This is a genomic window from Castellaniella sp. (genome assembly GCF_041677825.1).
Taxonomy (GTDB): Bacteria; Pseudomonadota; Gammaproteobacteria; order Burkholderiales; family Burkholderiaceae_B; genus Castellaniella.
This window is the reverse complement of record NZ_JBAYPG010000042.1, coordinates 1-17,338: the sequence shown is the minus strand read 5'-3', so window position 1 is coordinate 17,338 and position 17,338 is coordinate 1. Positions and strand designations below refer to the sequence as shown.

Annotated in this window: 20 protein-coding genes and 3 pseudogenes; 9 read left to right on the top strand and 14 right to left on the bottom strand. The window is 63.0% G+C overall.

Features of this window, described 5'->3' with window-relative positions; genetic code table 11:
• Window positions 1–208: 208 nt before the first annotated feature.
• Window positions 209–1,882 (top strand): AMP-binding protein, encoded by a 1,674-nt coding sequence (locus tag WCY17_RS13690; protein WP_372702742.1) that lies wholly within the window; start codon window positions 209–211, stop codon window positions 1,880–1,882.
• A 7-nt stretch (window positions 1,883–1,889) separates the two neighbouring features.
• Here WCY17_RS13690 and WCY17_RS13685 read toward each other — a convergent pair.
• The 5 genes and pseudogenes from WCY17_RS13685 to WCY17_RS13665 form a co-directional block, all read right to left on the bottom strand.
• Window positions 1,890–2,936 (bottom strand): annotated as a pseudogene (locus WCY17_RS13685) (DUF2776 family protein).
• Between the two features lie 60 nt (window positions 2,937–2,996).
• Window positions 2,997–3,788: a twin-arginine translocase subunit TatC gene (gene tatC, locus WCY17_RS13680; RefSeq protein WP_372702741.1), complete on the bottom strand. Its 792-nt coding sequence runs from the start codon at window positions 3,786–3,788 to the stop codon at window positions 2,997–2,999.
• Window positions 3,785–4,450 (bottom strand): Sec-independent protein translocase protein TatB, encoded by a 666-nt coding sequence (gene tatB, locus WCY17_RS13675; protein WP_372702740.1) that lies wholly within the window; start codon window positions 4,448–4,450, stop codon window positions 3,785–3,787. The genes tatC and tatB overlap by 4 nt, the downstream gene beginning before the upstream one ends.
• 90 nt (window positions 4,451–4,540) lie before the next feature.
• Window positions 4,541–4,774, bottom strand: coding sequence for a Sec-independent protein translocase subunit TatA (gene tatA, locus WCY17_RS13670; RefSeq protein WP_372702739.1), 234 nt, complete (start codon window positions 4,772–4,774; stop codon window positions 4,541–4,543).
• A gap of 9 nt (window positions 4,775–4,783) precedes the next feature.
• Window positions 4,784–5,152 (bottom strand): histidine triad nucleotide-binding protein, encoded by a 369-nt coding sequence (locus tag WCY17_RS13665; RefSeq protein WP_372702738.1) that lies wholly within the window; start codon window positions 5,150–5,152, stop codon window positions 4,784–4,786.
• Window positions 5,153–5,388: 236 nt separating this feature from the next.
• On the opposite strand from WCY17_RS13665, the gene WCY17_RS13660 reads away from it, so the two are divergent.
• From WCY17_RS13660 to WCY17_RS13630, 7 genes are all read left to right on the top strand, one after another.
• Window positions 5,389–6,762, top strand: a complete 1,374-nt coding sequence (locus tag WCY17_RS13660; protein ID WP_372702737.1) for an NAD(P)/FAD-dependent oxidoreductase — start codon at window positions 5,389–5,391, stop codon at window positions 6,760–6,762.
• Window positions 6,762–7,439 carry a GntR family transcriptional regulator gene (locus tag WCY17_RS13655; RefSeq protein ID WP_372702736.1) on the top strand — a complete coding sequence of 226 codons (678 nt, stop codon included), beginning with the start codon at window positions 6,762–6,764 and terminating at the stop codon, window positions 7,437–7,439. The genes WCY17_RS13660 and WCY17_RS13655 overlap by 1 nt, the downstream gene beginning before the upstream one ends.
• A 111-nt stretch (window positions 7,440–7,550) precedes the next feature.
• Window positions 7,551–8,429 carry a transporter substrate-binding domain-containing protein gene (locus tag WCY17_RS13650; RefSeq protein WP_372702735.1) on the top strand — a complete coding sequence of 293 codons (879 nt, stop codon included), beginning with the start codon at window positions 7,551–7,553 and terminating at the stop codon, window positions 8,427–8,429.
• 9 nt (window positions 8,430–8,438) lie between these two features.
• Window positions 8,439–9,083, top strand: coding sequence for an amino acid ABC transporter permease (locus tag WCY17_RS13645; protein WP_372702747.1), 645 nt, complete (start codon window positions 8,439–8,441; stop codon window positions 9,081–9,083).
• Complete coding sequence (locus WCY17_RS13640) at window positions 9,080–9,895, top strand: amino acid ABC transporter permease (RefSeq protein ID WP_372702734.1); 816 nt, start codon at window positions 9,080–9,082, stop codon at window positions 9,893–9,895. The genes WCY17_RS13645 and WCY17_RS13640 overlap by 4 nt, the downstream gene beginning before the upstream one ends.
• Before the next feature lie 59 nt (window positions 9,896–9,954).
• Window positions 9,955–10,677, top strand: a complete 723-nt coding sequence (locus WCY17_RS13635; protein WP_372702746.1) for an amino acid ABC transporter ATP-binding protein — start codon at window positions 9,955–9,957, stop codon at window positions 10,675–10,677.
• 68 nt (window positions 10,678–10,745) lie between these two features.
• On the top strand, window positions 10,746–11,924 hold the full coding sequence (locus WCY17_RS13630) for an NAD(P)/FAD-dependent oxidoreductase (protein WP_372702733.1): 1,179 nt from the start codon (window positions 10,746–10,748) through the stop codon (window positions 11,922–11,924).
• 98 nt (window positions 11,925–12,022) lie between these two features.
• Here WCY17_RS13630 and WCY17_RS13625 read toward each other — a convergent pair whose 3' ends face one another.
• Together WCY17_RS13625 and WCY17_RS13620 are read right to left on the bottom strand one after the other, a co-directional pair.
• On the bottom strand, window positions 12,023–12,316 hold the full coding sequence (locus tag WCY17_RS13625) for a HigA family addiction module antitoxin (protein WP_372702732.1): 294 nt from the start codon (window positions 12,314–12,316) through the stop codon (window positions 12,023–12,025).
• Window positions 12,316–12,594: a type II toxin-antitoxin system RelE/ParE family toxin gene (locus tag WCY17_RS13620; RefSeq protein WP_372702745.1), complete on the bottom strand. Its 279-nt coding sequence runs from the start codon at window positions 12,592–12,594 to the stop codon at window positions 12,316–12,318. The genes WCY17_RS13625 and WCY17_RS13620 overlap by 1 nt, the downstream gene beginning before the upstream one ends.
• A 96-nt stretch (window positions 12,595–12,690) precedes the next feature.
• Between WCY17_RS13620 and WCY17_RS13615 the strand changes: the two are divergent.
• Window positions 12,691–12,915, top strand: a pseudogene (locus WCY17_RS13615) (DUF4372 domain-containing protein); the annotation flags it as partial.
• 36 nt (window positions 12,916–12,951) lie between these two features.
• Here the strand turns inward: WCY17_RS13615 and WCY17_RS13610 are convergent.
• The 7 genes and pseudogenes from WCY17_RS13610 to WCY17_RS13580 form a co-directional block, all read right to left on the bottom strand.
• A complete protein-coding gene (locus WCY17_RS13610) occupies window positions 12,952–13,338 on the bottom strand; it encodes a phosphoribosyl-ATP diphosphatase (RefSeq protein ID WP_372702744.1) in 387 nt (128 codons plus the stop codon).
• Window positions 13,339–13,410: 72 nt separating this feature from the next.
• Window positions 13,411–13,854: pseudogene (gene hisI / locus WCY17_RS13605) on the bottom strand (phosphoribosyl-AMP cyclohydrolase); the annotation flags it as partial.
• On the bottom strand, window positions 13,851–14,675 hold the full coding sequence (gene hisF, locus WCY17_RS13600) for an imidazole glycerol phosphate synthase subunit HisF (protein ID WP_372702743.1): 825 nt from the start codon (window positions 14,673–14,675) through the stop codon (window positions 13,851–13,853). The gene hisF and the pseudogene hisI, both read right to left, overlap by 4 nt.
• An 80-nt stretch (window positions 14,676–14,755) precedes the next feature.
• A complete protein-coding gene (gene hisA / locus WCY17_RS13595) occupies window positions 14,756–15,508 on the bottom strand; it encodes a 1-(5-phosphoribosyl)-5-[(5-phosphoribosylamino)methylideneamino]imidazole-4-carboxamide isomerase (protein ID WP_372702731.1) in 753 nt (250 codons plus the stop codon).
• 42 nt (window positions 15,509–15,550) lie between these two features.
• Complete coding sequence (locus tag WCY17_RS13590; RefSeq protein WP_372702730.1) at window positions 15,551–16,357, bottom strand: imidazole glycerol phosphate synthase subunit HisH; 807 nt, start codon at window positions 16,355–16,357, stop codon at window positions 15,551–15,553.
• Window positions 16,358–16,363: 6 nt separating this feature from the next.
• Window positions 16,364–16,957, bottom strand: a complete 594-nt coding sequence (hisB, locus tag WCY17_RS13585; protein ID WP_372702729.1) for an imidazoleglycerol-phosphate dehydratase HisB — start codon at window positions 16,955–16,957, stop codon at window positions 16,364–16,366.
• Between the two features lie 59 nt (window positions 16,958–17,016).
• Window positions 17,017–17,338, bottom strand: a 322-nt coding sequence (locus WCY17_RS13580) for a histidinol dehydrogenase (protein WP_372702728.1), incomplete at its 5' end; no start/stop codon positions are given.

The window sequence follows — 17,338 nt, the reverse complement described above, 5'->3', positions numbered from 1 at the left end:
TCAGTGGTACGATTTGGCATAGGCAGTCTCGTTTTGGTTGTGGTGTCGAATACCAGTAACCATAAGCCTTTGGCGCGAGATTGCCTACCCGTTTCTACAACAATAATGAAATTTCCGGGCTAGGTGCACTTCAGGCGCAAGCGTGTCCGGGGCGACCCGCGCCGGACACGCTTGCATTGCATGACCATTTCAGTCCATATCCCGCAACATGTTCACTCTGCCACAACATCGCCCGTGGCTGCGATTCTCGCCTGAGCCTGCCCATGGCCACAAGCCGTTTCGGGCTCGCCACGCAGACCTGCTCGGCTTGTACCGGCATGCGCTGCAGCATGCTCGGCACCAGCCAGCGATCCATTATTTCGACCGCACCATCACTTATGACGAACTGGATCGGCGCTCGACACGATTTGCTTTGAGTCTGCATGAATTGGGAGTCCAGCCAGGGGATAGGGTGGCCCTGTACATGCAGAATATTCCCCAATTCGTCATCTGTGCCCTGGGGATCTGGAAAGCCGGTGCAATTGGCGTGACCATCAATCCCATGAATCGGGCACGCGAATTGGCCCAGTTGCTGCGCGACAGCGCAGCCGCTGTGATCGTCATGCAGAACGGCCTTTACAGGGCCGTTGCCCAAGAGGTGCTGGGCGCCTTTCCGCAGGTGGTGCCCATCGTCACCAGTGCCGGAGAATTTCAGACTCGAAATGACAGCCGGGTGATCACCACGGATGATGATTCACCATGCGAAGGCGTGCAGTGCCTGGCTGATTTTATCGGTGACGGCATGGTGGACGCGAAGGCAACGGATGCCCTGGCCACACAGGCCGACCCTGCAGCACCCGCCATGCTGGTATACACGTCGGGCACGACGGGCGCGCCCAAGGGGGCCATCATCACTCATGCCAATATTGCCATCGATGCAGAATTATTTCGTGACTGGATGGCCTTGCGGGATGGTGGTGCAATCGTAGGGCTGGCTCCTTTGTTCCATATCACGGGCCTGGTGGTGAACATCGCCGTGGCATTTGCCTGTCTGGCTCCGGTCATTTTGACCTCACGATTTCACCCGGCCGTTTTGGCTGAAGCCATCCGTGAGCAAAGAGGGGAGTTCATCATTGGCGCAATCACGGCTTTCATCGCCTTGATGAACCACGAAGGTGTCCAGGCGGCCCATTTTGAGACCCTGGACAAGATCTACACGGGCGGTGCGCCTGTCCCGCCGGCCGTATCGAGGCAGTTTGAAGAAAAATTCGGCCGCCCCATACGCTGTACGTATGGCCTGACCGAAAGCACAGCCCTTGCACTGTCCGTGCCCCGCAATCTGGATACACCTCTGGATTCGAACAACGCGCTGTCCGTCGGCGTGCCCGTCTATGATACAGATGCCTACATTGCCGATGACGATGGCATGGCACTGCCTCCTGGGGCCATTGGTGAAATCATGCTCAAAGGGCCCCAGATCGTTCCGGGCTATTGGAACAATCCGGAATCCACCCGTGAGGCCTTCCTGGGGCAGTACTTCAGAACGGGCGATGTGGGCTACATGAACGAGGATGGCTGGTTTTTCATCGTCGATCGCAAGAAAGACATGATCAATGCCTCAGGCTATAAAGTGTGGCCCAGGGAAGTGGAAGACGTGCTTTATGATCATCCGGCCGTACTTGAAGCGGCGGTCATTGGCGTACCGGATGACTACCGTGGCGAAACGGTCAAGGCCTTCATCAGCCTGAAACCCGGCGGCCACCTGAGTGACACGGAACTGGTCGAATACTGCAGGTTGCATCTGGCCGCCTATAAATGCCCACGCATCATCGCGATCCTCGACGAACTGCCCAAGACGGCCACCGGCAAGATTCTGCGGCGGGCGCTGCGAGAAGCACGCTGAGGCCGCCTCACGCTTTCGACGTACCCGCCTCCAGAATGGACACAATCGAAAACAGGGTGAAGCAGACCGCACCCAGGCCGGCGAGCACCCTCGACGGGATGAAGTACACTGATTGATCCTGCGCCATGTCGACCAGGAACATGGCGGTGAACAGGCAGAACAGGCAGGTGAACACGGGGATCAAGGGGATGCGGTTGGCCAGGCCACAGGTGCGCCGCCAGACCAGCGCCAGCAGCCAGACCTTGGACGAAATGCTGTAGCAGACCATGCCCAGGCCGATCAGGACCAGCCCGGGTGCCGTAGTGACACTGGCGTCGGCAGCATACAGGTCGTACAGGCCCAGCAGGATCGCAACACTGCCCATCAGCATGACCCACCAGCCCTAATGCCAGCGCTCTCTTTCGCCAAACTCGTTTCTGACCTGGCGCACAATGGTGCCCACCAGGGCGATCAGGCTGCCGCAGATGAGGCTCAGGCCCAGCAGGACATTGCCTGCCACGATTTCGCTGGCTGCCCCGTGCCGGATCAGCAGGCCCAGCGCCCACAAGAGACCAATCACAAAAAGCACGCCCGGGACGAGCACGAACGCCCGTGCCACGGCGCGCGAATAGGCGGTCGCGGGGACCCCCGTCGCTGCCTGGCCCGCGGCATTTGCGGGGATCAGCGTGAACTTGCCCGAAGCTGCCGCGACCGTGGACACACAGGCGGCAATCATGCCCACGCCGATGATCACGTGCCCGGCCACGAAATGGTCGGCGTCGCCCTTGCCCAGGACAGACGCGCCCCACACAATGGTCACGAGTGCCGCGAGATAACCCGTCGTGGGCCACAGGAACATCAGGAACCGGTTGAATGAGCCGATCAATTGCTGGATGATCACCGAGGCCGTGGTAAACAGCGCGTAGCAGATGGCCGCCAGTGAGATCAGCACATGGCCCGAAACGAACGAACCCGGCCCATCATGCAGGCCCAGTACGTTGAGGCCCAGAAAAAAACAGATCAACCCCATGACCAGAGGGATCAAGCGAAACAAGATACTCAACCCGTAATTCATGCCGTCCTCCTTTTTATCTGACGTTTCGGGTGCCGGGCGCATCCACGCCTGGCAGCCAGCTCATTCGCTGACCTCGCGTGCTTCTTCGGTTGCCTCGGCTTCGGCGGCCTCGGCTTTCTGCTTTTCGATCATGCGGCCCGCCAGGATGCCGATTTCATACAGCAGGCACAGCGGCAGGGCGAGCAGGATCTGGCTGAGCACATCGGGCGGGGTGACGACGGCGGCCAGCACGAAGGCCCCCACGATCACGTAGCCGCGTACCTCGCGCAGCTTCTTCACCGACACCATACCGGTCTTGACCAGCAGGATCACCGCAATCGGCACTTCGAAGGTGACCCCGAACGCGATGAACAGGGTCAGCACGAAATTCACGTAGGCTTCGATGTCCGGCGCCGGGGTGATGGATTCGGGCGCAAAATTGGCGATGAAGCTGAAGACCGTGTGAAACACCACGAAATAGCAGAAGGCCATGCCCAGCAGGAACAGCAGCGTGCTGGAGATGATGAGCGGCAGGGCCAGACGCTGCTCGTGGCGGTACAGGCCCGGCGCCACGAAGGCCCAGGCCTGGTACAGCACATAGGGCAGGGCCAGCACGAAGGCGGCCAGCAGGGTCACCTTGATGGGCACCATGAAGGGCGTGATCACCCCGGTGGCAATCATGCGCGTACCCTGCGGCAGCGAGGACAGCATGGGCTGGGCCAGCACGTCGTAGATGGCCGAGGGCCCGGGATACAGGAACAGCACCACGAAGATGGCCAGCACGGCCACCACCGCCCGCATGAGCCGCGAACGCAGCTCGATCAGGTGCGAGATGAAAGTGTCCTGCGAGGAGGAATCGGCGGCGTCGGTCATTCGGATCGGGTCACGGGTTCTGAGGGCCTGGTCTCCGTAGGCGCTGGCCCGGGGGGCAGTGTGATGGGGCCTGCGGATTCCAGGTTCGACCGCGCGGGTTCGGCCACATCCGCGCCGGATTCCGCGCCCGCTGCCGTCGGCGTCATGGCGGATACGGCCGTCTCGTCCGCCGGTACCCCGGGACTGGGAGCCGGTGTGGCCGATTCTTCAGCGGCCCCCGTCGGGGCCGGGGCCGGGGCCAGTGCGGCCGCATCGCCCGCCAGTGTGGTGGACTCGCCCGCCACCTCGCCCGCCACCGCAGTCGCTGCCTCGTCGGGCGGCGTGTTCAGCGCTGATTTCACATCCAGTGCCTTGCGCGCCTGCTCGAGGCTGTCTTTCAGCGCCTGGGTGGGTTGCGTCACGCTGGCCTTGAGCTCTTCGACCGACGACGTCATGGATGACTTCACCGATTGAGCCGCGTCCTGCATCTGGTTCTTGATGTCGCTGATCTCTTTCAGGTCCACCTCTTTCTGGATGTCGGACTTGACTTCATTGACATAGCGCTGCGCGCGCCCCAGCAGGTGGCCGACCGTTCGGGCCACCTTGGGCAGGCGCTCGGGGCCGATCACGATCAGCGCGATCACGCCGATCAGCATCAGCTCGCTGAAACTGATATCAAACATGGTGGGGCAGGCGGCTGGGCATCAGGGCTATGTCGCCACGCCTGGCGATCCCGCAATGGGGGACCCAGGCGCAGCGTGTGGGTTCAGGTGTCAGGTGTCGGACTTTTCGCGCGCCTGGACATCCACGGTGTTGTCGTCGCGCACCTGTTGCGTGACGGCAGGCTTGGCGGCCCCGTCTTCGGCCTCGGCCTCTTTCATGCCTTTCTTGAAACCCTTCACGGCCCCGCCCAGGTCTTCGCCCACGTTGCGCAATTTCTTGGTGCCGAAGATCAGGGCCACGATGACCAGAACGATCAGCCAGTGCCAGATGCTGAAACTACCCATGAAGACTCCTTATGCAGCCGGTGCCGCGCGTTTGGACCAGGGGCGGGCGCCACCCAGGATATGGAAATGCAGATGATCGATTTCCTGCCCGCCTTCGGTGCCATTGTTGGCCACCAGACGAAAGCCGCCTTCGGGCAGGGGATTGCAGCCGTTTTCACGCGCCAGGCGCGGCACCAGCTGCAGCATGCGGGCCGTCCAGGCGGCATCGGCCTCGGTCAGGTCGGCCAGCGAGACCACGTGGTGCTTGGGGATGAGCAGTATGTGCACCGGCGCCATGGGGCTGATATCGTGAAAGGCGATGAATTCATCATCTTCGTGGACGATACGGGCCGGGATCTCGTGCCGGGCGATCTTGCAGAACAGACAATCTTGACTCATGGGGGCTCGCAGTTGTCGGGTCGTACCGCGACCCGCTCAATCTCGTATCTTGCCATATTTTCAGGGTGGCCGGGTTCCGGATGCGCAGGAACTCGCTGGCGGCCAAGGGTATGTCCTAGTGTGTTGAACGTATCCAAAATTGTATACACTTGATCCGTGGGCTGATGGCAGCCCCGCGGATACACATGATCTGCAGGTGGCATGGCGTTTCCGTGGAACCTGACAAATATCCGAACATGGCAAATACTTTCAGGCAGAATGCGCAGGTCGCGGTCATCGGCGCAGGCAATGTGGGCATTGCCGTGGCCTACTATCTGGCCACCGAGCAGGGCATCGACAATATCGTGCTGCTCGATCCCCTGCCCCCCATGAGCCTGACCTCGGCGCAATCGGGCGAAAACTATCGCGACTGGTGGCCGCACGCCATCATGACCGAGTTCACCAGTCACTCCATCTCGCTCATGGAACAGATCGAAAAGGCCCACCCTGGGGCGCTGGCCATGAAGCGTGGCGGCTATGCCCTGGCCACGCGCAACAGGCAGCCCGCAGAGCTCATCGAGAACCTGCACCGAACCTATGCGAACGGGGCGGGTGAAATCCGCACTCACGACGCCAGCCTGGGTCAGTACAGGTTCGACAGAACCTGCGCATGGCAAGAGGCCCCCGATGGGGTCGATGTCATCCTGGGGGCTGATCTGGTGCACCAGGCGTTTCCCGAGTTCGCACCAGACATCGAATCGGTCATCCACATCCGCCGTGCCGGGTCGATCAGTGCACATGATCTGGGCCGGGTCATGCTCGATGCACTGCGGGCCAGGGGCGTCCACGTCCATCCGGGGCGGGTGGTGGGCATCAGCCATGCTGGTCAGTATCACCTGGACGTGCTCGATGGCGCAGGCGGCTCGCAGACGCTGGTGGCTGACGCCATTGTCAATGCGGCCGGGCCGCATGCCAATGATGTGGCCCGGATGCTCGGCCAGAATCTGCCCATCTACAACGTATACCAGCAGAAAATCGCCTTCGACGACGTGCTGCAGGCCATCCTGCGCGACATGCCGTTCGCCATCGACATCGATGGGCAGACTCTGGCCTGGGCCGATGAAGAACGGGCACTCATAAACGACGACCCCGAAATGCGTCATCTGCTCGATGCCATGCCCGGCAATATTCATTGTCGCCCGGATGGCCCGAGATCCGGCCAGCGCATCAAGCTGGGCTGGGCCTACAACAAGGCGCGGTCCGACATCCGGCAGGGCGAACCACTGGACAGCCAGTTTCCCGAGATCGTCCTGCGCGGGGCCAGCCGCCTGCATCCTGGCCTGAAGGCTTACCTTGGCCATCTTCCGGCGGCGATCAGCCATTATGGCGGCTACTACACCATGAATGATGAAAACCTGCCCCTGATCGGGCCACTGGATGGCCACGCCGCCTTCATGGCGGTGGCCCTGTCGGGCTACGGCACCATGGGCGCCTGTGCGGCCGGGTCGCTGTGTGCCGCGTGGGTCGCGCGCAAGACGCCATCGGCGCTCGCATCCAGCCTCACCCTGGGTCGTTATGACGATCCGGCACTGATGGCCGAGATACAGGCCCATGGCCAGGGTGAACTCTGATGGGCAATGACGCGGCAGCGGCCGATGCCGGATCCGGTACCCGGATGATCGTGCACGATCTCCGCAACAAGATCCTCGAAGGCGTGTTGCCGCCCAATCTGCAATTGCTGCAGTCCGAAATTGCCGATCAATACGGGGTCAGCCGCATACCCGTACGCGAAGCCCTGAATCAGCTCAAGGCCGAAGGGCTCGTCACGCTCAAGAAAAACCGCGGCGCCTTCGTGGCCGGTGTCACGCTCGATGAACTCTACGACTCGTTCGACATCCGCATCGCGCTCGAAACCCATGCGCTGCGCCTGGCCGTGCCCAGATACACCGCGCACGACCTGAACGAGCTGCAAGCCATCCTCGATGAATACGATGAAAGCATCAGCCCGCACGCCTGGCGCGATCTGAACCTGCGCTTCCACATGGGGCTCTACACCCCCTGTGCCCGGCCCCGGCTTTTGAAACTGATCGAAGACAACGTCCTGTCGAACAGCCGCTTCCTGCGGACATACGTGTCCCTGGTCTCGGGCAAGACCGAGCCGCAAAGAGACCATCACCAGATACTCGACGCATGCGCTGCAGGCAATGTGGGGCTTGCCGTCGGTATTCTCGAAGACCACATCAACGCAACCCGGAGGGCATTGGTCAACAGCAACAAAGAACTGCAGTCCCGGCACGCCACCCTCTGATACGGGCCGGGCGCCAGGTCGCAGCACGGATTTTCGCTTCATCGATGCCGGATACGCCCGTGGGTGGCGCCGGCTTCAACACATCGTTTTCTGGTATTCGGAGGTATGACAATGTACAGGCACAACACGCTGTCATCGGCTTTTTCATTGGCCCTGTGTTCAGTGTTCATGGCGGCAGCCGCTTCATTTTCGACTGCGCTGCATGCGGAAACCTTCCCTGAAGGCAGCAAGATGGCGCAACTGTCCAAGGCGGGCACCATGAAGGTCGGCACGCAGAGCCAGTACCCGCTGGTGGGTTTTCAGTCGTTCGATGGCTACACCGGTTTCGACATCGAAATCGCCAGGCTCATTGCCGGCAAGTTGGGGATTGCGCCCGACAAGGTCGAGTTCGTGCCGGTTACCACGTCCACCCGTGAGCCCTTCCTGTCGGAATCCAAGGTGGACATGATCCTGGCGGCGTACACCATCAACCCTGAAAACCAGAAGGTCGTGGATTTCGCCGGCCCCTACTACATCACGCCCAACTCCATCATGGTGCCCAAGGGCAATCCGCTCAAGATCTCGAAAATGGAAGACCTCGAAGGCCACAAGCTGTGCGTGCCCCTGGGTGCAGCCATCGTGCCCTACATCAAAGCGCATTATTCCTACCTGAGCGACAGCCTCGTCTACTTCGACTCCAGCGCGAAATGCGCCGAAGCCATCATCAACGGGCAGGTCGATGCGTCATCCACCGAGAATGCAATCCTGGCCGCGCTGGCCGCGCAGCACGACGGCAAACTCGAGGTCATCACCAGCATCGAGTATCGCCCGGGAGAATACGGGGTCGGCATCCAGAAGACCGATGACAAGGTCTTCTGCAAGTGGATCAACAAGACCCTGGATGAGATCTATGCCGACGGCTCGTGGGCACAGGCCTACAAGGATACGCTGGGCACCGTGCTGTCAGGGCCCGTACCCAACCCGCCTGCACCTGGCGGCACATGCCGGTAGTTGGCTGACGTGGCGTTCTCGGCCATCATCCTCACGATCGGCGCGGCGTTCCTGACGACCGTCGCGCTGACCGTGCTGACCATCGTCAGTGCCACCCTGCTGGGGGTGCTGCTGACGATCGCCAGCATTCTGCCGGTGTCACCCCTGCAGAAAACGGCAGCGGTCTACATTCAGGTGGTGCGCAACACGCCGCTCACCATCGTGTTCTTTCTGGTTGTGTTCGGCTTGCCCCAGGTCGGCTTCGTGCTGCCATTCTTCCCGTTCGCCTGGCTCGCCCTGACCCTGTATACGGCAACCTTCGTGGCCGAAACCCTGCGTTCCGGGGTGCTCTCGGTGGCCGTGGGCGAAGTCGAGGCCGCACGAGCACTGGGGCTTTCATGGCACCAGTTGCTGGCCAGCCTGATCCTGCCGCAGGCGGCGCGTTCCATCGTGCCGCCCATGACCAGCAATTACATCGCCCTGCTGAAAAACACCTCCATTGCCAGTGCATTCGGTGTGCTCGAGGCCACCGGTGTCATGGTCGAAATGGTCAATCAGAACAGCAGCTACGTGATCCAGATCATGATCCTGACGGCCGGCATCTATCTGGCCCTGTCGCTGGGCATGGGCCTGCTGGGTGACCTGATCGAGCGCAAGGTCAGGTTGACGCGATGAAGCAGAACGCGTTGTTCGACAGCCCGGGGCCGCGCGGTCTGCGCCTGATCCGTATCGCCACGCTGATCTGGGTGCTGTGCCTGCTGCTGATCGGGGCCTATGTCGTCTGGCGCCTGGATGCGCGCGGCCAGTTGGCGCCGCAGAAATGGCTGCCCTTCGTCACCAACATCAAGCTGCTGAAGTTCCTGGGCGACGGGCTGCTCCAGACCCTGAGTGCCTCGCTGGTGGCCCTGGTGCTTTCATTGCTGGCCGGCGTCGTCCTGGCCATGGGCCGGGCCCTGGGCCTGGCGTGGCTGAGCCTGGTGATCGGCGCCTATGTGCAGGTGTTTCGCGGCATCCCCGTGCTGCTGAACATGCTGTTTCTTTTCCTTGGCGTACCCCTGGTGCTGCATCTGAACATATCCGCCTACACGGTGGTGGTGATCGCCCTGCTGCTGTACAACTCGGCCGTCATTGCCGAAATCATGCGGGCCGGCATCGCCGCGCTGCCCGCCGGGCAGCGCTCGGCCTCGCTTGCACTGGGGTTTTCCGAATTCCAGACGCTCAGGCACGTTCTGGTGCCGCAGGCGATACGCCTGATGATCCCCGCGTTGATCAGCCAGTTCATCATCATCATCAAGGACAGCGCCCTGGGCTTCATCGTGGGCTTCCACGAAATGACCGCCAAGGCGCAGAATGCCGCACTTCAGCTGGGCAACCCACTGCAGACCTACATCGTCATCGGCGTGGTCTATGTCGCCATCAATCTGGCGGTGGCCCGGATGAGTCACTGGATTGCCCACAGGAAAACCCATGCAGCATCCGGTCACTGAGCGGGGCGCGGCAAGCCTCGATCAATGACCCGAGAGGACGCAAAGACATGCACGACATCATGATAGCGCTGCGCGACGTCAGCAAATGGTATGGCGACTTCCAGGTGCTCAGGAACATCGACCTGCAGATCGGCAAGGGGCAGGTCGTGGTCGTCTGTGGTCCATCCGGCTCGGGCAAATCCACCTTGTGTCGTACCATCAACCGGCTCGAGAGCATCGACAAGGGCACCATCGAGATCGCAGGGCAGCCGCTGCCCTGCGAAGGCAAGGCATTGCGTGACCTGCGCGCCAACGTCGGTATGGTCTTCCAGAGTTTCAACCTGTTCTCGCACCTGACCATCATCGAGAACGTGACCCTGGCACCCCGCAAGCTGCGCCGCAGCAGCAAGGAAGAGGCGCATCGGCACGCGCTGCAACTGCTCGAAAGCGTGGGGATCGCCTCCCAGGCAGACAAGTATCCCGCCCAGCTCTCGGGCGGCCAGCAGCAGCGGGCGGCCATTGCCAGGGCGCTGGCCATGCGCCCGCAGGTGATCCTGTTCGATGAGCCCACCTCGGCGCTCGACCCGGAAATGGTGGGCGAGGTCCTTGAGGTGATGACCCGCCTGGCCGAAGAAGGCATGACCATGCTGGTCGTGACGCACGAAATGGGTTTCGCCAGGCGGGTGGCCGACCGCATCCTGTTCATGGACGAGGGCGAAATCGTCGAAGACCGCAATCCGAACGATTTTTTCAATGACCCGGCCACCGACAGGGCGCGGGCGTTCCTGAGCCGCATTCTGTGATTCTGGATCAGGAACCGTGATCAACCCGTACAAGCCCGGGCCCGCACGCCTCGGGTGTGGATGAAAAAATGACCGTATATTCAGTGAACGCCGACATCGTCATCATGGGCGGGGGCGTCGTGGGCAGCGCCCTGGCGTACTTCGTCAAGCAGCTGAGCCCTGCGAGCGAAGTCTGTGTGATCGAACCCGATCCCACCTATCAATACGCCTCTTCGACCTTATCCTCCGGGGGCTGCCGGGTCCAGTTCACGGCCCCCGAAAATATCGACATGTCCTTGTACAGCATCGACTTCATCAAGACATTTTCTGAGCGCATGGGTACGGCGCGCCACGAGGCGCACGTCGACTGGGTCGAAGGGGGCTATCTGTTCATCGTACCCGCCGGGGTCGCCAATCAGCTCGAGCGCAATGTCCGCCAGCAGGTGGCCCGCGGTGCGCACGTCGACCTGCTCGATCGGGCGGCGCTCAAGGCGCGCTTTCCGGCCATGCACGTGGATGATCTGGCACTCGGTGCCCACAGCCCGGGTGATGGCTGGTGCGACCCCAATGGCCTGTTGTGGGGCTTCAGGCACAAGGCCGAGGAACTGGGTGCCACGTATCGGGCCAACAAGGTCGTTGCCGCGTCTGTCGGTGCTGCCAAGGTCGATTCGATCCAGCTGGAGGATGGCACGCGGGTTACGGCGCAGGCCTTCGTGAACACGGCGGGGGCCTGGTCGGGCGAACTGGCTGGCCTGTTCGGCATGCGGCTGCCCATCGTGCCCATGCGCCGTTTCGAGCACTACTTCACACCGGGCAGTGTCATCGGGCCGCTGCCGTATGTCAAGGATCTTGCCCGGCTCGCTTTCCGCTCCGAAGGCCAGGGATACTCAGGTGGTCTGGTCGACGGTGATGAGACCCGCGGCTTCAATTTCGAGGTCGACCACGGCTATTTCGAGCGCGTGGTGTGGCCAGCGCTCGCACACCGGTTTCCTGCCTTCGAAGCCGCCCGGTGCCACCGCACCTGGGCCGGGCTCTACGAGGTCAATGAGCTGGATGGCAACCCCGTGATCGGCGCCTGGAACACCCGCCTGCCCAATCTGTATACGGTGGCCGGGTTCTCCGGCCACGGGATGATGCACGCCCCGGCCGCTGCCATGGCCATGGCCGAACTGATCATTTATAGTGAATACCGGACCATGGACCTGTCGCGCCTGGGTTATGAACGGGTCGAAAACAATGCGCCATACCCGGAACAGGGGATTCTTTGAGTACATTGGATCCATATATTGGATCCAGGCCGGCATTCGGCCCCCCCTGCCACTACACGGGTAGATGATGTGCTGCCGTCACGTTCAGTGCACGCCAATCAGGCTTCCAGCAATTCAAGCCTGCTGACCCCAGATAAATCTGAATTCTGCTGCGCGATCCACAGATCATGAGTATCCTGCATGGCTAGCCAACTTCGGGGGCTGCGACCCAGCGCCTTGGATAGACGCAACGCCATATCCGGGGTAACGCGACTGGTGCCCTTCAGCACTCGGCTAATCGTCGACGCAGCAACGTCCAAGCGTAATGCCAATTCTCTGGCGCTGATCCCGTAAGGCGCGAGATAAACCTCAGTGATGAACTCACCAGGATGCGGGGGGTTGTACATTGTCATTAGTGATAATCCTCGTAGTCGATGATGTACGCATTACCATCGACGAACTCAAACGTGATGCGCCAGTTTCCATTGACAGTCACCGCCCATCGGCCTTTCTGGTCACCTTTGAGCGAATGCAGGCGAAAGCCTGGCAAATCCATGTCATCAACCGTGGTTGCCGTGTCCAAAGCTGTCAGCTGCATGCGTAAACGCCTGACATGGCTTGCCTGAACACCCGCAGCGCTGCCGGTCTCGAAGAATCTGCGCAGACCCTTGTGACGAAATGACTTGATCATTCCCATGATAAATGCGCATTGCGCAACACGCAACATACGTCCAATGCACCATCTGTTGCTCGAACATTCGAACACTAGTGTCCAGTTAAATTGATGGAGGGAAAGCGGACAGCCATGATCACCTGTGCAGAGCAGTTTCGGGTCATGGCCTTCGCGCAGCTGACCTACCGGGAGAGTCTGCGCGACATCGAAGTCGGCCTGGCCGCCCAGAAGGACAAGCTCTACCACATGGGCTTTCGCGAGCCGATCAAACGCTCGACGCTGGCCGATGTCAACGCGCTGCGTCCGTGGCGAATCTATCCACTATTGCGGAAACGGCTGGATACAGCGATCAACGAAAGAAGCTGACCGCACCGATCAACCCCCGCCCCGTGCCGCCTTCTCCGCCAGCCCCGACAGCCCTTCGCGGCGTGCGAGTTCGGCCAGCACGTCTTCGGGGCGCAGGCCCTGGGCGGTCAGGGCCACCAGGCAGTGGAACCACAGATCGGCCGTTTCGGCCACGATGCGCTCGGGCTGGCCATCCTTGACCGCCATGACCAGTTCGGTGGCTTCTTCGCCGATCTTCTTCAGGTAGGCATCCGGCCCCCTGGCCAGCAGCCGCGCCACATACGATGTCTGCGGATCGCCGCCACGCGCCGGCAGCCGGCTGGCCAGCGTATCGGCCAGCCGCGCCAGCAGGGCGCCCGTGGTGTTTGCGGCGGGAGGCTCGTGCTCGACAGTGGTCGGGTCGGTATCGCCCAGCATGCCCTGCCCGGCCGCCTTGCTCGTTGCCGGCATGGGTTCGCTGCCTGAGGGCACCGCCGTCGCGTGCGTGCCGTAGATCTCGTCGGGGTCCTTCAGCACCGGGTCGGTGCTGGCCCAGCCCAGATCGGAGTGTTCGGGCGGGATGCCTGCGCCTGCTTGCAATGCGGCATCGCCCCACGCCTGCAGTTGCCGGAAGAAGCAGCGTGCGCGACCGGTGTGGCAGGCCATGCCGCCGGCCTGGTGCACCTGCAGCAACAGCACGTCGCCATCGCAATCCAGGCGGATGTCGTGCACCTGCTGTACGTGGCCGGATTGTTCGCCCTTGCGCCACAGGCGCTGGCGCGAGCGTGAGTAGTACACGGCCTGGCCGGTGCGCACGGTTTCACGCAGGGCTTCGGCGTTCATCCAGGCCACCATCAGCACCTGGCCGGTGGCCGCATCCTGAGCGATGGCCGGAATCAGCCCCTGGGCATCGAAGCGCAGTTCGGCCAGCCAGCCGTCATCCGGAGTGGTCATGCCGCCCCCGGATGGCGGGTGTCGCGCACCCGGATGCCTTGTGCAGCCAGGTAGGCCTTGGCCTCACCCACGGTATGCTGGCCGAAATGAAAGATGCTGGCAGCCAGCACCGCGCTGGCATGCCCTTTCAGGATGCCGTCGGCCAGGTGTTGCAGCGTGCCCACCCCACCCGAGGCGATCACTGGCACCGGCACTGCATCGGCCACGGCGCGCGTCAGGGCCAGATCGAAGCCTTCTTTCGTGCCGTCGCGGTCCATGCTGGTGAGCAGCAGCTCGCCCGCCCCCGCGTCGGCCATGCGCCGGGCCCACTGGACGGCGTCCAGCCCCGTGGCGCGCTGGCCGCCGTGGGTGAAGACTTCCCAGCGGGCCGGCTCACCCTCGGCAGATACCCGGCGCGCGTCTATGGCCACCACGAGGCACTGCGCGCCGTGATGGCGCGAGATCTCTTCGATGAGCGCGGGCCGCGCCACGGCCGCGCTGTTCACCGAGACCTTGTCGGCACCCGCATCGAGCAGGCGCTGCACGTCGGCCAGCTGGCGCACGCCACCGCCCACCGTGAGCGGGATGAACACCTGGCGTGCCACGGCCTCGATCACGGGCAGGATCAGGTCGCGGTCTTCTGTACTGGCAGTGATATCGAGGAACGTGAGCTCATCGGCCCCCTGTTCATCGTAGCGGCGGGCAATCTCGACCGGATCGCCGGCATCCTTGAGGTGGACGAAATTCACCCCCTTGACCACGCGCCCGGCGTTCACATCCAGGCAGGGGATGATGCGGCAGCACAGGGTGGAGTCGCGTGCGCCCGCTGCACCGGCCGTCATGCCGGAATCATCCGCTGCCATGCCGGGTCCACCGGTTACCGTGCTGGAGCCACCGGCTACCGTGCCGGACCCGGCCGCCGTCATGCCTGATCTCCGCCGCACAGCGTATCGGCCAGATCCTGCGCCTGGGTGAAGTCCAGCGTGCCTTCGTACAGGCTGCGCCCCAGAATCGCGCCCTCGATGCCGTCGTCGGACGCCGCGCACAGCGCGCGGATGTCGTCCATGCCGTGCACCCCGCCCGAGGCGAAGATGGGGATGCGCACCTGTTGTGCAAGCCGCAGCGTGGCCTCGATATTGACCCCGGAGAGCATGCCGTCGCGCCCGATGTCGGTATAGATGATCGCCTCGACCCCCTGGTCTTCGAACTTGGTGGCCAGATCGAGTACGTCGTGGCGCGTGAGCTTGGACCAGCCATCGGTGGCCACCTTGCCGTCGCGTGCATCGAGGCCCACGATGATATGGCCCGGAAATGCCGTGCAGGCATCGCTCAGGAAACCTGGATCCTTCACTGCGGCCGTGCCGATGATCACATAGGAAATGCCGCTGTCGAGATAGTCTTCTACCGTATCGAGGTCGCGGATGCCGCCCCCGATCTGGATCGGGATCTCGCCCTCGAGCGCATCCACGATGGCTTCGATGGCGGCCCGGTTGCGCGGCCGGCCGGCCACGGCGCCGTTCAGGTCGACCAGGTGCAGGCGACGCGCCCCCTGGTCGAGCCATTGCAGGGCCATGGCGGCCGGGTCATCTGAAAATACGGTGGCGTCGCCCAGATCACCTTGGCGCAGGCGCACGCAGTGCCCGTCTTTGAGGTCTATGGCGGGGATGAGGAGCATGATCGTCGTATCGAGAATGAAAATGGATGCGGCCGGCCGGCATCATGGCCGCCAGTGGATGAAGTTATCGTACAGGCGCAGGCCGGGGCGTGCACTCTTTTCTGGATGAAACTGTACGGCAAAAATATTGTCGACTGCAATCGCACAACAGAACGGCCCGCCGTATCGGCTGCTGCCGTACACCACGGCCGCGTCGTCTGGCTGCGCAAAATAGCTGTGCACGAAGTAGAACGGCGTGTCCTGAGCGATGCCCTGCCACAGGGCGTGCGGGCGCACCTGTTGAACTGCATTCCAGCCCATGTGCGGGATCTTCAGCGGCCCGGCGCCGGTGGCGGCAGCGCCGCCTGCCGAATCTGCAGATTGCCCGGCCACGATCTGTATATCCGCAGCCGATCGGGCACCTGCAGCCGATCGAGGCCCGGCGGCAGATCGAGCCGCTGCAGCCGGTCGGGCCCCTACAGCCGCTCGGGCCTCGGCGGCAGATCGGGTCCCCGCAGGTTGTGCAAAACCGGGGCCGCCAAAGCGCAGTACGCGCCCGCGCAGCAGGCCCAGACCAGCCACCGGGCCCTCTTCACTGGCTTCGAAGAGCATCTGCTCGCCCACGCACACCCCCAGCAGCGGTTTGCTGCGCGCCGCATCCAGCAGCGCGTCGAGCAGGCCCGAGGCGCGCAGCGTGCGCATACAGTCGGGCATCGCCCCCTGGCCGGGCAGCACCACGCGGTCGGCTGCGCGGATGTCCGCTGCGCGACGCGCCATGCGGATGTCCTGGTCGGGCGCCACCGCTTGCAGCGCCCGCGCCACCGAGTGGAAATTGCCCATGCCGTAATCCACGATGGCGATCCGACCCATGATGGCTTACAGCGCGCCCTTGGTGGACGGGATGGCCCCGCCGGCGCGCGGATCGACCTCGAGCGCCATGCGCAGCGCGCGCCCAAAGGCCTTGAAGATGGTTTCGCACTGATGGTGGGCGTTCTCGCCGCGCAGGTTGTCGATATGCAGCGTGGCGGCCGCGTGGTTGGCAAAGCCCTGGAAGAATTCGCGCGCCAGGTCCACATCGAACTGGCCGATGCGCGCGCGCGCATAATCCACGTGATAGAACAGCCCCGGGCGCCCGGACAGGTCGATCACCACGCGCGACAGGGATTCATCCAGCGGCACGTAGGCGTGCCCGTAGCGCCGCAGCCCGGCCTTGTTGCCCACCGCCTGGGCCAGTGCCTGCCCCAGCGTGATGCCCACGTCTTCCACGCTGTGGTGGTCGTCGATGTACGTATCACCCTCGCAGTGGATGTCGAGGTCGATCAGGCCGTGGCGGGCGATCTGGTCGAGCATGTGATCCAGGAAGGGTACGCCGGTCTGCAGCGTGCGCTGGCCACTGCCATCCAGGTTCAGGCTGACGCGGATGCGGGTTTCGTTGGTGTTGCGTTCTACGCTGGCGGTACGAGGGCTCATGAAAGGGTCAGGGCTCCGTGCAAGGACGGCGGGTGCTGGATACCGCGCCCGCCAGAGGATCAGGAAGAGGCACTGGACGGGGCATCGACGGGTGCATCGGCAAACCCATGGGCAGCCGCATCGGCAGACCCCGCATGCAGGCGCAACCGGGCGCTGGCGGCGTGCGCCGGCAGGCCTTCGCCACGCGCCAGCGTGTCGGCGATCTGGCCCAGCGTCTGCGCGCCGGCGGGCGACACCTGGATCAGGCTGCTGCGCTTCTGGAAATCGTACACCCCCAGAGGCGATGAAAAACGCGCCGTGCGCGACGTGGGCAGCACATGGTTGGGGCCGGCGCAATAATCACCCAGCGCCTCGGAGCTGTACGCGCCCAGGAAGATGGCC